Genomic DNA, 13,680 nt, shown 5'->3' on the forward strand with positions numbered 1-13,680 from the left:
TGCAAACTAAACCAGCCAAAGATGAAAAATTCATATCCTGAAGAATTTGAGATACTCGTCACCTTAGATGGGACAGATACACAGATTACGGTAAAACCCGATGAAACCAGCGATGGCGCTCCGTACTTTATCTGCGACCTGTCGGGCAATACCATCACTCAATTGAGAGAAGAAACCGATGGCAGCTGGGAGCAGCTCTGGGGGAAACTGGACCATCAAGCCGTCACACTAATCGGAAAGGCAATTAAACACAAACTAACGATATGAACACACACCTGAAACTACGGTCTGGAAGGTTCTCTATTGAGAAGCACCAGTATGAAAACATAGGATGGTCGGAGCGGATGGTCTCTATGTTTCTGAGTGGCGCATTAATTAGCTGGGGATTAAGAAGACCATCCAAGGCTAAGTTTTTATATGGTGCTTACATGGCCTACCGTGCAGCAACAGGGAGGTGTCTGCTGTATGAACAGCTGGGCATCGATGCCAAAAGACCCCGTGCCGTAAATATCAGGGGTGAATTTGAGATTGAAAAACCTGCTTCAGAAGTTTATACCTATTGGCGAAACCTGAACAACCTTCCGGGGAGCATCAGGCATCTGTTGGATGTCAAGGTGATTGATGAAAACCTATCCCATTGGAAATCCAATGTAATGGGAAGTTTATTCTCAATTGACTGGGATGCAGAAATCGTAAAGGATGAACCCGGCCATTTTATCGGCTGGCAATCCGCTGCAGGGGCTTTGATCCATCATGTAGGCAAAGTAGAATTTACCCCCGGATCAGACGGGCAGAGTACCGTTTTAAAAGTAACGCTATCTTATCGTCCTCCCGCAGGTGGTGTAGGTATTGGGCTGGCTAAACTCATGAATCCCTATCTGGAAGGGTTATTAAAAAAAGAAATAAAAAGCTTCAAACATACCATTGAAAACAGAACGCCTGTATACACCTAAAAACAGCTATTTTGTTTCGCGGATCACCTTAAAAAATTCGTCCCTATAGGTTTCTCCTACCGGGATGATATTCTCTTTAATAAAGATGGAATTGCCATCTATCATCCGGATTTTATCTATGGCGACGATATAAGATTTATGAACGCGGTAGAACCTGATTTTAGGCAGGTAGAGCTCCATTTCTCTTAAAGTTAAATAAGTGATGATGCGCTCTTCTGCCGTAAAAATGGAGATATAGTTCTTCAGTCCTTCGATATAAAGGATATCATCATAACTGACTTTGATAAACTTATTCTTGCTTTCTCCTTTGATAAACATGTAATCGGTTCCTGCAGTCGGCGTTTGAAGTAAGGCCATATTTTCGCTTTCTATAGCCGGGGCAGGCGGATGAAATAAGAGTTCTGCTTTTTGAACCGCTTTATAGAAACGTTCAAAGGAAATGGGTTTCAGGAGGTAATCAATCACATTGTGTTCAAATCCCTCCAATGCATATTCAGGATAAGCAGTGGTGAGGATAACTTTACATTTATGTCCGCAGATCTTCAGAAATTGAATTCCCGTCAGTTCAGGCATTTGTATATCCAGAAATACCAGGTCCACTTTACCTTCCTGCACCATGGTCAAAGCTTCAAATGCGTTGGTCGTTGTTGCGATCAAATCTAAAAATGGCAGTTTACGAATATGTGTGGCTAGTATCTCAGAGGCATAAGCCTCATCATCAACGGCAATACAACGAATCATCAGTTATTTTTTTTAGTGGTAAAATATTCATTAAATATAGCGCATAAACTATAGTTCAATTCTCAGGTTAACCTGATAGGATTTCCCATCATTCTGGACTTCCAGATCATGTTTACCGGGATAAATCAAATACAATCTTCGTTGTACATTGATCAAACCGATCCCACTGGAATGGTCTTTCTGGTTCTGGTTAATCTTATTGAAAACGCTCACTTTCAGCTCCTGCCGGATTACTTTGATCGTTATGCGGACGGGATGTTCCGGATCGTTCAATACCCCATGTTTAAAGGCATTTTCTAAAAATGGGATGAGTAACAATGGTGCCATACGCTGCTGATCATTAATGCCCTCCACCTCAAAATTGACGTAGAAAAGCGGATCAAAACGCATTCTAAACAACTCCACATAACTCTCCAGATAATCGACTTCTTTGAGCAGGCTGACCTTGCCATCGGGACTTTCAGTGAGCGTATAGCGCATCAGGTCAGAAAGCCTGATCACCGCTGCGGCCAATTTATCCGAAACAGGAAGGGCAAGGGAATAGATATAATTCAGGGTATTGTATAAAAAATGAGGGTTGATCTGAGATTTAAGGAATGACAATTCTGCTTTTTCAGCTTCAACTCTAAGCTGCTGATTCATTTTCTCATTTTTGAACGCATTTTGAGTACTCCAAACCGCTGCCGCAATGACAATATAGGAAGTGCCAAAATACAGGTTATCCCGGATGTAGTATAAGACGGTGGTATTTTGACTGTAATTGCCAAATCCAAAAAAATGTCGGTTTAGCACTTCTTCCAACAGATAACGCATGGAAATAAAGACCGCCATGGTGAACACAACCCCGGCTATCAGCTGTGGAATTTTTGATTTACGGAGATAACAGGGATATACCCAAAGGTAGCAGATGTAAAATTCTACAATATGTAGAAAATTTATGGTCACATCAAAATGCCATACCTCATCACGCCAATTGTTATTGATGATATCGCCGATGTAATAATAGCCCAACAACAGCGTCCAGCAAAGGATATGTATGAGCACCTGCTTTTTTTTATTCATGCCATAAAACTAATCAAAGTCACTCTTTATTTTATTTTTCTTATCCCAACCCTATCTTTAATTACGCCAGCCCTCCCTTTTGGCGGACGAATACTGCTTTATCAGATTTAAACGGTTTGCATCATATTTCAGGGGGTTGGGATCATTTAATTTAAGAATCAGCGCATATTGAGTCCATTTGAGGAAACAATCAAACAACCATGCGTAACCATTTAAAATTTCTTCTTCCCTTCTTATTTTTATTACTGATCAAAGTCAGCGCTTTTAGCCAAAGTTCCAAGTTAAGCGGCAGCGTTCTTAGCGTAACAGACGGCAAAGCCATTGAATTTGCTTCTGTTGCATTGATCCAACTGCTGGATTCCACAAGAGCAGGCCTTAGCATGAGCAATGAAAAAGGAATATTTTCATTTGAAAACATCAAACCCGGAACTTACCTCATTAAAGTGATTGCAATAGGTTATGAAAGAACTCAGAGTAAAACCTTTGACCTTGGCAACATCGCAATGGTATTACCTGCCCTGAAATTAAACGGCTCGGTAAAGACCCTAAAAGAAGTAGGGATCATTGCTAAAACACCTTTAATTGAACAACTCGCAGATCGTACGGTTCTGAATGTAGCGCAAATGAATACGGCAGGAGACAATGCATTAGATGTGCTAAAAAGAGCACCCGGGATTAAACTCGACAAAGATGATAACATTATCCTCAAGGGCAAAAGCGGGGTAAATGTCATGATAGATGGTAAGATGAGCTATATGTCCGGACTGGAACTGAGTACCTATCTGAAATCTTTACCTGGCGATGTGATGAGTAAAGTGGAACTGATTTCTAACCCTCCTTCCTCCTTTGATGCTGCCGGATCTGCCGGAATCATCAACATCAAATTAAAAAGAAACAAATTACAAGGCTTTAACGGGACTGCAAATATCGGCGCAGGATATGGCGAATATGGAAAAGGATATGGTGGTACCAATTTAAACTACAATATTGGAAAAATCAGTACCTATGCCCGGTTCAGTTATGGCTATTACAACTCCTTTAACAAACTGACCATGAACCGTAAGATTGGAGAAGAACAATTTAACCAGCGTAATTTCTGGCATCCGATTACCAAAAGCAGCAATTATTCGGCAGGAGCTGATTATTTTATCAACGACAGGCATACGGTTGGTGTATTATGGAAAGGTTCTGCCGCTCCCTATACCACTAATAGTGAGAGTCGTTCAGTGAATTACAATGCGGCAAACCAACAAATGGGAAGCGTGGATTCTAAAAACCCACAGGACAATACCGCAGGAAATTATGCCATTAACCTGAACTATCGTTTTAAAATAGACACTGCCGGAAGGGAGCTGGGTTTTGACCTCGACCAGGTCAACTATGACAACTCTAAAACGGAACAATATTTCAACAGTTATTTTGATGCTTCGGGAGCAAGGACCGGGGACATCATCAATCTGAGAAACAAAGGATTTGGGGATGTGAACATTTACGCGGTTAAAATAGATTATGTACATCCCTTGTCAAAAACACTTAAAGCAGAGGCGGGATATAAAAGCAGTTGGGTAAAGACCAATAATGACGTACGGTTCGATTCCCTCAAAACATCCGCATGGATAAACGACCCGAAACGTACCAATCAATTTGTTTACCGGGAGAACATCAATGCCCTTTACCTGTCCTTCAGCCAGTCCTTTAAACAGCTGGAACTTAAAGCAGGATTGCGGGCAGAGCAAACACTTGGAAAAGGAGCTTCTTCCGGTACCGAAGAAAAGATAGACCGTAAATACTGGCAGCTCTTCCCTACCTTTTTCGCTTCCTGGAAGGTCAATAAAAACCATCAGATTCAGGGAAGTTATGCGCGTCGCATCAACCGGCCATCCTACACCGACCTGAACCCCTTTGCTTTCTATTCCGATCCTTACACTGCCTTAAAAGGTAATCCATTGCTACTGCCTTCATTTTCCAACAATATGGAACTCAATTACCACATTAAAAGTTTTAGGGTCCTTACGTTGAGTTATGCTAAAAGTACAGATGTGATCTTTCCTGTAATTTATCAAAATGACCAGACTAAAGAAAGCATCAGTGTAAATGAAAACCTTGGCAAGTCTCAAAACCTATACCTCGCTACCGGAAGTCCTTTTGACCTGACAAAGTGGTGGAACAACAATACAGAACTCTCTATTGCCTATGATGACGTAAAATCGGCTGTACAGGGCGGAAGCTATGACAGTCATAAATTCAGCTGGTCGCTGAACTCTGAACAGACTTTCACCCTCCCTAAAGACCTCCAGCTGACCTATACCTTCTACTACGGCTCCCCTTCCGTATCCGGGCTATTTAGGTCGCTGGAGTATTATGGAATGAATGTTTCGGCCAGAAAAACATTTATGAACAAAAAAGCAACTGTCAGTTTAAAGCTCAATGATGTTTTTGACACCAATAAATTCAGGGCTAATCTGCGCTATAACAATGTAGACACCTATTGGCAAAACCAATGGGAAAGCCGCAAAATTAACCTGACTTTGAATTACAAATTTGGCAACATGAAAGTTAAAAATGCGAGGACAAGAAGTACCGGCACTGCCGATGAGGAAAGCAGGGTTAAGAATTAAACACCCTTTGTTTTAAAACAAGAACAGCCGGCTATTGCCGGCTGTCCTTGTTTATCGGAAAGCTTTAGCAATTGCTTAGCTGACCCCAATACTCGCAACAACAGCGAATAAAATCCCAACGATATAAAAGCTGAGGATTACAATCGTCAGTACTCCCCAAAACTTAAAGAACGACTTCATTTTACTCATCGCTACACCTAAGCTCAGCTGATCCAGAAACAGGACTGCTTTTTGCGCAGCAGTAGCATATTTAAACAACATCAAACTCGGGTAAAAATAAATGAGTGCAATGAATAAATAGGTTACAGTAATGGCTGCCGGAGCCACCTGAGTTAAAGGCGACTGACCGCCCATGGTGGTCATCGCGGAAATTACAGAAGGCATAAAAAATGCGAATATGATAATCAATACGCAAAAAATAAATCCAATAATGGATAAGAATTTAGCCCATTTAGCCGTCTCATAAATATAGCTGCGGATGTCTTCGGTAACTATAAGGGTTTCATTTTCTGCTTCAAGGGGTTCTTTTTCTTCGAAATCTTCCATAAGGATCGTGTTAATCTTTAAATACTTTTTAGATACCCTAAACATAAAGATTATTTTTAAAAAATTGGTAGCTTTGCGCCAAAACTATAAAAATATCATTCATGGCATTACAATGTGGTATAGTTGGTTTACCAAATGTTGGAAAATCCACCTTATTTAACTGTTTATCGAACGCAAAAGCTCAAGCGGCTAACTTTCCTTTCTGTACAATCGAACCTAATATCGGCGTAATTACTGTACCCGATGACAGGCTGACTAAATTGGCCGAACTGGTACAGCCAAACCGTATTGTTCCCAATACTATTGAGATTGTGGATATTGCAGGTTTGGTAAAAGGTGCTTCCAAAGGGGAAGGTTTAGGAAACCAGTTTCTGGGTAATATCAGGGCTACAAATGCCGTGATCCATGTATTGCGTTGTTTTGACGACGGAAACGTGATCCACGTAGATGGTTCCGTTGACCCTATTCGCGATAAAGAAATCATTGATACTGAATTACAGCTGAAAGATTTGGATACCGTTACCAAACGTATTCAGAAAGTAGAGAAAATGGCAAAGACCGATAAGGAAGCCAAAAGAACTTTCGACATCTTAAGCATCATCAAAACACACCTTGAAGAAGGTAAATCGGCACGTTCTGCAGCTGTTGCAGCGGAAGATTTTGAATTCATTCAGGACCTGGGCCTATTAACCCAAAAACCGGTAATGTATGTATGTAACGTAGATGAAAACTCTGTCATCAATGGAAATGCTTACGTTGACCGCGTTAAAGAAGCCGTAAAAAACGAGAACGCTGAAGTATTGGTGATCTCTGCGAAAATAGAATCAGAAATTGCTGAGCTGGAAAGTTACGAAGAACGTCAGGAATTTTTAGCTGATCTTGGTCTTACCGAGTCTGGTGTAAACAAGCTGATTGTTGCTGCTTACCGCTTATTAGACCTATATACTTATTTTACTGCAGGTGTTCAGGAAGTAAGGGCATGGACGATCACTAAAGGATTTACCGCTCCACAAGCTGCCGGTGTAATTCATACTGACTTTGAAAAAGGATTTATCCGCGCTGAAGTAATTAAATATATTGACTTTGTAACCCTGGGTTCAGAGGCTGCCTGTAAAGATGCCGGTAAATTAGGTGTCGAAGGTAAAACATATGTAGTGGAAGATGGCGACATCATGCACTTCCGCTTCAACGTATAATCATACGTATTAAAAAAGAAAGGCCGGGTGAGTGATCATCCGGCCTTTCTTTTTTAAGTTATTTTTTAGAGCAGCACTCCCGTCAGGAACATCACTGCAACAGAGAAATAAATGATCAAACCCGTTACGTCAACCAGTGTTGCTACAAAAGGAGCAGAGGAGGTTGCAGGGTCAGCACCAAGTTTCTTTAAAATCAGCGGAAGCATAGAGCCTGCCAATGATCCCCATAAAACTACGCCAACCAGTGCGACACCTACGGTAACGCCAATCAATGCCCAATGTGGTCCATACATCGTGGTAAAGAAGGTCCAGACAAAGATCCTGAGGAAACCGATAGCACCCAGTACAATCCCGAGCATCAGCCCTGAAATGAGCTCCCTTCTCATGACCCTCCACCAATCGCCTACCGTGATCTCTCCCAAGGCCATCGCCTGGATGATCAAAGTAGAAGCCTGCGAACCGCTATTTCCTCCACTGGAAATGATCAGCGGAACAAACATCGCCAGGATTACTGCTTTCGCAATGTCGGCTTCAAAATGTCCCATGGCCGTTGCAGTTAACATTTCTCCAAGGAAAAGTACCACCAGCCAACCTATTCTTCGTTTAAACAAACCGAAAATCGGCATGTCTAAATAGGGTTCATCCAATGCCTGAGTACCCCCTATTTTGTGCATATCTTCTGTATACTCTTCGTTTGCAATCCATAGAATATCATCTACAGTTACAATACCAAGCAATACATTATAATCATCTACAACGGGTAATGCCACCCGGTTATTCATTCTGAAAATATTGATGGCTTCTTCCTGGTGGTCATTTGCTTTTAAGGCGATCAGACGCTGATCTGTCAGGTCTCCGATTTTAGCTTCCGGATCTGCCAGGAGAATTTCCCTGATCCTGATGTCGTCCAGCAGCACCCCATCTTTATCGATCACATAGATCACATCAATGGTCTCTGAATTCTTCCCATAACGCCTGATGTGTGCCAGTACGCGGGATACCGTCCAGTCTTTCTTTACTGCGACATAATCCGGCGTCATCAGCCTTCCCACACTGTCTTCTTCATAGCCCAGCAAAGAAAGTGCTTCGACCCTGTCCTTAGCAGGTAGCAGAATGATCAGCTTTTTCACGGCATCACCTTTCAGCTCACTGAACAGGGAAGTACGGTCATCGGGAGGCAGCAGGTTAATCAGCTCTGCAAGTTTATTTCCGGGAAGTTTTTTAATGATTCTTTCCTGAGTTGGAAAGTCTAGGATTCTGAAAACATTTACGGCCCTTTTGATGGACAACGTATCAATAAATGTGACTGCGTGTTGGGGAAGTTCGTCTATTAAATGCTCCACATCTGAAATATTCAGGTCATCCAAATATATCTTCAATTGTGCATTGTCTTCCTGCTCTAAGAGCTTTACGATTTCTTCAACAATCATTTCTTCCATAAACGCCTTTTCTTTACATGATTTTCATCACCATTACAATTGTTCTTTACCCCTTATGAAGCCATCTTCCTGCCATGGTTTCATTTTTGCAAAAGTGCTTTTTTATTTTTGAAAAACTGCCTTAATAAGGGAATATAATTCCCCTTGCTAAAATCGGGTATTTTTCATCTCTTTTAAGAGATTTATCACAAGGATGATGATAAGCATTTTATTATCCGGAATAGTTTCCTAGATTTGCAATCTTGAAAAACCAAGCATTCGTAGTTCAATGGATAGAATGTCAGATTCCGGTTCTGATGATGGGGGTTCGAATCCCTTCGAGTGCACAAAGAAAGCCTTAGAGAAATCTAAGGCTTTCTTATTTTCCATAATTTCCGGCTTTTCGACAAGCAAATCGTTTATAAACAAATTTGTTTATATTTGTATATGGAAATGTCATTGGAAAAATATAAAGGTATCCATCCCGGCCTGATATTAGACCGTGAGCTTAAGAAAAGAAAACTTAAGAAGCGCCCGTTTGCACTTTCATTGCCAGAGTATACTCAAACGATTAACGATATTACAAAGGGTAGGCGTAACCTTACTCCCGAAGTATCTTTAAAAATAGACCGCGCCCTTGGTCTGGAAGAAGGAACGATGTACATTCTGCAGGCTTATTATACGATTAAAGCAGAGCAACTGAAAGAACAGATTAATCGTCATCCAGATTTGAATCTCTTTCGTAAAGCTCTTTTTTGGGATACAGATATGAATAAACTTGATTGGGAGAAGCAATACAAACCAATCATCACAAGGATATTTGAACGTGGAGACTCCGGTGAAAAACAAGCTATTATCGATTTTTATGGCACGGAGAAAGTGAAAGAGGTTATCGGAAGCACGTCTGTTTCAAGTAAATTAGCTTTATTCAGGCAAAACAAATAATATCGATATGCTTTACTGGAACACGGTTAGTGATGAACTAAGAAATATATTACTTAAATTAATGCAAGCTAGTGAATTTCGCGAATTCAGACTGGTTGGGGGTACGGCACTAAGTCTGCACCTGGGACATAGAATTTCAGTTGATATTGATCTGTTTACCGATGCAACTTATAGATCAATTGATTTTGATGCAATTGATCATTATTTACGTGCCAGTTTTGAATACGTCGCGGGTGATTTTGGAGGCAATCCTGGAATGGGAAAATCATATTTGATTGGCAGTAGCTCTGATCAGGCAATTAAGCTCGATGTTTATTATTCTATGGATCCATTTTTTCAGGATGCAACTGAATGTGATGGAATAAGATTGGCTACGGTGGAAGAAATTATTGCGATGAAAGTAGATGTTATTCAACGTGGTGGACGGAAAAAAGATTTTTGGGATTTACATGAGCTCTTGCCACAGTATGATTTTAAAACTATGACCGATTTACATCGACAACGATTTGAATGGACACATGATCCAAAACTCATTCTTAAAAACTTTGTAAACTTTCAGGCTGCTGATGAAGATTTCGACCCAATTTGTTTACTTAATAAGGAGTGGATATTTATTAAGGAAGATATAGCGCTTGCAATTGGTCACCTAAACTGAGGACTCAAATTCTGCTAAGAAAAAAGCAGTAGTTTCGTCTTATTTTTGCCATAAATTCAGATCCTCTTATTTTTCTGACCTATCAAAACCATCTTTGCCGAAGTTTAGGAAAAATCCATCGCCTTGCAATTTTACCTTTCCGCCAGGCGCTGAAAATGAATAAGAAAAATAAGAATGATTAAAAGTTTAGGAAAAATACTCTTCTCCACCCGTACGATGGGTGCCATGCTCTTGTTATATGCTTTTTCCATGGCCATGGCCACCTTTGTGGAGAACGATTATGGAACGGCTGTAGCCAAAGCATTGGTTTATAATTGCTGGTGGTTTGAGCTCGTAATGGTGATCCTCGTCCTTAACTTCATCGGAAATATTGGAAGGTATCAACTTACACAACGTAAAAAGTGGCCACTATTGGTCTTTCACCTTGCCTTTATCGTCATATTTATCGGCGGATACATTACCAGGTACATCAGTTTTGAAGGATCTATGCACATCCGTGAAGGGGAAGCCAGTAATGAAATCATTTCGGATGCTACTTTTTTCAAAGTACAGATTGGAAAAGACGATCAGGCATTGGCCTATGATGATGTTCCGGCTATTCTGATCTCAAACAATATTCCGACCTATCTTAAACCATTTAAAAAAACTTTTAAAGCCGAATACGACTACAATGGCGAACGGGTAAAGATGAAGGTCATTGACTTTTATGCAAGGGCTCAGGATTCCCTGGTTCGTGAAGCATCAGGCAGGCCTACCCTACACCTGGTGGTCTTGGAAAACGGCAAAAGAGTGAACAAATACATTCCTTCAGGAAGTGTTCAGCTGATGCAGAACATGTTGGTGAGCTACAATAAGCCTACTCCGGGTACCATTAACATAGAGGATGCCAATGGCGCCTTGCAAATCACTTCTCCATATCCGGGAAATTACATGGTGATGGCCACCCAGGAAAAGAAAACCGTAGAAGGAAATACCGCTCCACAAGCGTTCAATTTAAGAAGTCTGTACACCATTGGTGCTTTGGCATTTGTGGTTCCCGAAGGCCCGATCCCAGGCCGCATCACTTATTTTGAAGGAGATAAGAAAAATCACGAACATGATCCTGACCTGGTAAAACTGGAGATCACCACTTCAAATGCAAAGGACACCGTTTCTTTTTATGGAGGAAAAGGGATGACCAATTTCCAGCATCAAAGTGAAATCGGCGGACTGAGAGTCTCTTTAGCCTACGGATCAAAAATATATAAATCTCCTTTTACCCTTAAGCTGGTCGACTTTAAAATGGAAAAATACCCGGGAAGTAACAGTCCTGCGGCCTACTCTTCCGACGTCATGATTCAGGAAGAAACCGGCGAACGCCCTTATAAAATCTTTATGAACCATGTTTTAGACCATTCCGGATACCGCTTCTTTCAGGCGAGTTTCGACGATGACGAAAAAGGAACCGTACTTTCTGTGAACCATGATTACTGGGGTACCAACGTAACTTACATTGGTTATACCCTGCTTTTCCTTGGTATGTTTGTGACTTTATTCTGGAAGGGAACACATTTCTCTAAATTAAATGAGCAATTGAAGACCATTTCCAAATCCAAGACCCTGATCTTATTGCTGTTGTTCTTACCCCTTGGTGCTGCTTTCAGTCAGCAGACCGATCAGAAGATAGACATGCATGGAACCGATGGAAAAACACCTATGCCGGCTGCCGGGATGCCTCAGGCAGAACACGACCACGTGCATACTGAAGGTGACGGTCATGACCATGGCCCCGCCAATGCTGACCAGCCTGCAAAACATGTCCACGATCAGGATTACATGGCAGATGTACAAAAGCTTTTAAGTGCAAAAAATGCAAATGCGCAGGAGTTCGCCGCGTCCATTAAAATTGACAAAGCCCATGCAGATAGCTTCGGATACCTGCTGGTACAAAATATAGACGGACGAATTGAGCCCATCAATACCATGGCCCTTGAAATCCTGAGAAAACTACACCGCAAAGACCATTTATACAACCTGAGCGCAAATCAGTTCTTTCTTTCTGTTTCCAGCTCGCCATTCACATGGATGAATGTTCCTTTTATAAAGGTTGGTTCGAAAGGCGGTCCGGAACTGCTAAAAGCAGTGAAAGCCAATGAAGAGGGCTATACCTCAATGATCAATTTATTGACCATTAGTCCGGAAGGCGCATTAGAATTTGTGTTAAAAGAACAGTACCTGAAATCATTTGCAAAGAAACCAGCTGAACAGGGGAGCTATGATAAAGATGTAATCGATCTTAATGATAAGCTACAAGCCATGCAGCAATTGGTTGATGGCCAGTACCTGCGCATCTTTCCGATTGCCGGCGACACCAATAATACCTGGATTGCCATGCCTCCTTCCGATCCTTCCAACAAATCGATCGTATCCAGTGCATTGGACCCTTATGTAAAAAGCATCAAGGCTGCAGCACTATCCGGAAACTGGGATGGCGCAAATATCGCGTTAAATGTCATCAAAGACATCCAGCTTAAATTCGGGAAAGATGTAGTCCCTTCTCAGTCAAAGATCAACTGGGAAGTGAGTTACAATTCCTGGAACATCTTCCTGAACCTCATGATCACTTATGCTTTGTTAGGAACAGTAATCCTGACGCTGGCATTTTTCAAACTATTTAAATCTTCTAAAATGCTGGACAGGCTGGTGACTTTCACCTTAATCCTGATCAGTGTTGCCGCCATACTTCAGGCAGTAGGCCTGGGTGCACGTTGGTACATTTCCGGACATGAGCCATGGAGTAACGGTTATGAAGCCGTCTTGTTTATTAGCTGGATCGGCGTCTTATCCGGTTTACTGATGTACAGAAACAGCAACGCTTTTATTCCCGCAGCAGGTTGTCTTATTGCGGTAATTCTAATGGGATTTGCTCATGGAGGATCACAGATGAACCCACAGATTACCCCATTGGTTCCGGTGCTTAAATCTTACTGGCTGATGATTCACGTCGCCATCATTACTTCCAGCTATGGCTTCTTTGGCCTCAGCGCCCTGTTGGGGATGGTCGTCCTGGTGCTTTACATCATCGACAGCAAAAAGATCAGCGCCAAAGTAAAAGCCTCGGTAACGGAGCTTACCATCGTAAATGAAATGTCTTTAACAGTAGGCTTATTCCTATTGACGATAGGTACCTTTTTAGGAGGAATATGGGCCAATGAAAGCTGGGGACGTTACTGGAGCTGGGACCCTAAAGAAACATGGGCTTTCATATCGGTGATCGTTTATGCCTTTGTCATGCACGTCCGTCTGATTCCAAATCTAAAGAGCAAGTATTTATTTAACCTGTTGTCATTATTGAGCTTTTCGACCATCATTATGACTTATTTCGGCGTAAATTATTACCTGACGGGTTTACACTCTTATGCACAGGGTGATCCTGTTCCCATCCCATCATGGGTATACATCACCATGGGTGTCGTCTTCCTTTTAGCGGTAGTTTCTTATAAACGATACCAGGCCAGGAATACCAAAAAGGTCAGCAAATAAATAAAAAAAGCGCCTATGCAAAAC

General features: G+C 41.6%; 11 protein-coding genes and 1 tRNA gene. 8 read left to right on the forward strand and 4 right to left on the reverse strand.

Annotated elements, in window-relative coordinates:
• Positions 1–21: 21 nt before the first annotated feature.
• Positions 22–267 carry a hypothetical protein gene (locus AAFF35_RS23070; protein WP_342328921.1) on the forward strand — a complete coding sequence of 82 codons (246 nt, stop codon included), beginning with the start codon at positions 22–24 and terminating at the stop codon, positions 265–267.
• Positions 264–953: an SRPBCC family protein gene (locus tag AAFF35_RS23075; RefSeq protein ID WP_342328922.1), complete on the forward strand. Its 690-nt coding sequence runs from the start codon at positions 264–266 to the stop codon at positions 951–953. Before AAFF35_RS23070 ends, AAFF35_RS23075 begins: the two co-directional genes overlap by 4 nt.
• A 6-nt stretch (positions 954–959) precedes the next feature.
• Here the strand turns inward: AAFF35_RS23075 and AAFF35_RS23080 are convergent, their stop codons facing one another.
• Both AAFF35_RS23080 and AAFF35_RS23085 read right to left on the reverse strand, forming a co-directional pair.
• The gene (locus tag AAFF35_RS23080; RefSeq protein ID WP_342328923.1) at positions 960–1,694 is read right to left on the reverse strand and encodes a LytTR family DNA-binding domain-containing protein; all 735 of its coding nucleotides are present in this window, start codon (positions 1,692–1,694) and stop codon (positions 960–962) included.
• Positions 1,695–1,742: 48 nt separating this feature from the next.
• Positions 1,743–2,756, reverse strand: coding sequence for a sensor histidine kinase (locus tag AAFF35_RS23085; RefSeq protein WP_342328924.1), 1,014 nt, complete (start codon positions 2,754–2,756; stop codon positions 1,743–1,745).
• Positions 2,757–2,956: 200 nt separating this feature from the next.
• On the opposite strand from AAFF35_RS23085, the gene AAFF35_RS23090 reads away from it, so the two are divergent.
• A complete protein-coding gene (locus tag AAFF35_RS23090; RefSeq protein WP_342328926.1) occupies positions 2,957–5,374 on the forward strand; it encodes an outer membrane beta-barrel family protein in 2,418 nt (805 codons plus the stop codon).
• 75 nt (positions 5,375–5,449) lie between these two features.
• On the opposite strand, the gene AAFF35_RS23095 is transcribed toward AAFF35_RS23090, so the two are convergent.
• Positions 5,450–5,920 (reverse strand): hypothetical protein, encoded by a 471-nt coding sequence (locus AAFF35_RS23095; RefSeq protein ID WP_342328927.1) that lies wholly within the window; start codon positions 5,918–5,920, stop codon positions 5,450–5,452.
• Positions 5,921–6,021: 101 nt separating this feature from the next.
• Here AAFF35_RS23095 and ychF point away from each other — a divergent pair, with 101 nt between their 5' ends.
• A complete protein-coding gene (gene ychF, locus AAFF35_RS23100) occupies positions 6,022–7,116 on the forward strand; it encodes a redox-regulated ATPase YchF (protein WP_342328928.1) in 1,095 nt (364 codons plus the stop codon).
• Positions 7,117–7,181: 65 nt separating this feature from the next.
• Here ychF and mgtE read toward each other — a convergent pair whose 3' ends face one another.
• A complete protein-coding gene (gene mgtE, locus AAFF35_RS23105; RefSeq protein WP_342328929.1) occupies positions 7,182–8,555 on the reverse strand; it encodes a magnesium transporter in 1,374 nt (457 codons plus the stop codon).
• Positions 8,556–8,809: 254 nt separating this feature from the next.
• Here mgtE and AAFF35_RS23110 point away from each other — a divergent pair.
• The 4 genes from AAFF35_RS23110 to ccsA all read left to right on the forward strand — a co-directional run bounded on the left by AAFF35_RS23110 (position 8,810) and on the right by ccsA (position 13,656).
• Positions 8,810–8,881 (forward strand) — tRNA-Arg (locus AAFF35_RS23110).
• A 100-nt stretch (positions 8,882–8,981) separates the two neighbouring features.
• Positions 8,982–9,479, forward strand: coding sequence for a plasmid maintenance system antidote protein (locus AAFF35_RS23115; RefSeq protein ID WP_342328930.1), 498 nt, complete (start codon positions 8,982–8,984; stop codon positions 9,477–9,479).
• 7 nt (positions 9,480–9,486) lie between these two features.
• Positions 9,487–10,134 (forward strand): nucleotidyl transferase AbiEii/AbiGii toxin family protein, encoded by a 648-nt coding sequence (locus AAFF35_RS23120; protein ID WP_342328932.1) that lies wholly within the window; start codon positions 9,487–9,489, stop codon positions 10,132–10,134.
• Between the two features lie 174 nt (positions 10,135–10,308).
• Positions 10,309–13,656 carry a cytochrome c biogenesis protein CcsA gene (gene ccsA, locus AAFF35_RS23125; protein WP_342328933.1) on the forward strand — a complete coding sequence of 1,116 codons (3,348 nt, stop codon included), beginning with the start codon at positions 10,309–10,311 and terminating at the stop codon, positions 13,654–13,656.
• Positions 13,657–13,680: the final 24 nt, after the last annotated feature.

The organism is Pedobacter sp. FW305-3-2-15-E-R2A2 (genome assembly GCF_038446955.1).
Lineage (GTDB): Bacteria > Bacteroidota > Bacteroidia > Sphingobacteriales > Sphingobacteriaceae > Pedobacter.

What these genes read in the sequence shown, in the direction of transcription:
- AAFF35_RS23070 (WP_342328921.1), top strand. Translation starts at nt 22, where the DNA reads ATGAAAAATTCATATCCTGAAGAATTTGAGATACTCGTCACCTTAGAT.
- AAFF35_RS23075 (WP_342328922.1), top strand. Translation starts at nt 264, where the DNA reads ATGAACACACACCTGAAACTACGGTCTGGAAGGTTCTCTATTGAGAAG.
- AAFF35_RS23080 (WP_342328923.1), bottom strand. Translation starts at nt 1,694, where the DNA reads ATGATTCGTTGTATTGCCGTTGATGATGAGGCTTATGCCTCTGAGATA.
- AAFF35_RS23085 (WP_342328924.1), bottom strand. Translation starts at nt 2,756, where the DNA reads ATGAATAAAAAAAAGCAGGTGCTCATACATATCCTTTGCTGGACGCTG.
- AAFF35_RS23090 (WP_342328926.1), top strand. Translation starts at nt 2,957, where the DNA reads ATGCGTAACCATTTAAAATTTCTTCTTCCCTTCTTATTTTTATTACTG.
- AAFF35_RS23095 (WP_342328927.1), bottom strand. Translation starts at nt 5,920, where the DNA reads ATGGAAGATTTCGAAGAAAAAGAACCCCTTGAAGCAGAAAATGAAACC.
- ychF (WP_342328928.1), top strand. Translation starts at nt 6,022, where the DNA reads ATGGCATTACAATGTGGTATAGTTGGTTTACCAAATGTTGGAAAATCC.
- mgtE (WP_342328929.1), bottom strand. Translation starts at nt 8,555, where the DNA reads ATGGAAGAAATGATTGTTGAAGAAATCGTAAAGCTCTTAGAGCAGGAA.
- AAFF35_RS23115 (WP_342328930.1), top strand. Translation starts at nt 8,982, where the DNA reads ATGGAAATGTCATTGGAAAAATATAAAGGTATCCATCCCGGCCTGATA.
- AAFF35_RS23120 (WP_342328932.1), top strand. Translation starts at nt 9,487, where the DNA reads ATGCTTTACTGGAACACGGTTAGTGATGAACTAAGAAATATATTACTT.
- ccsA (WP_342328933.1), top strand. Translation starts at nt 10,309, where the DNA reads ATGATTAAAAGTTTAGGAAAAATACTCTTCTCCACCCGTACGATGGGT.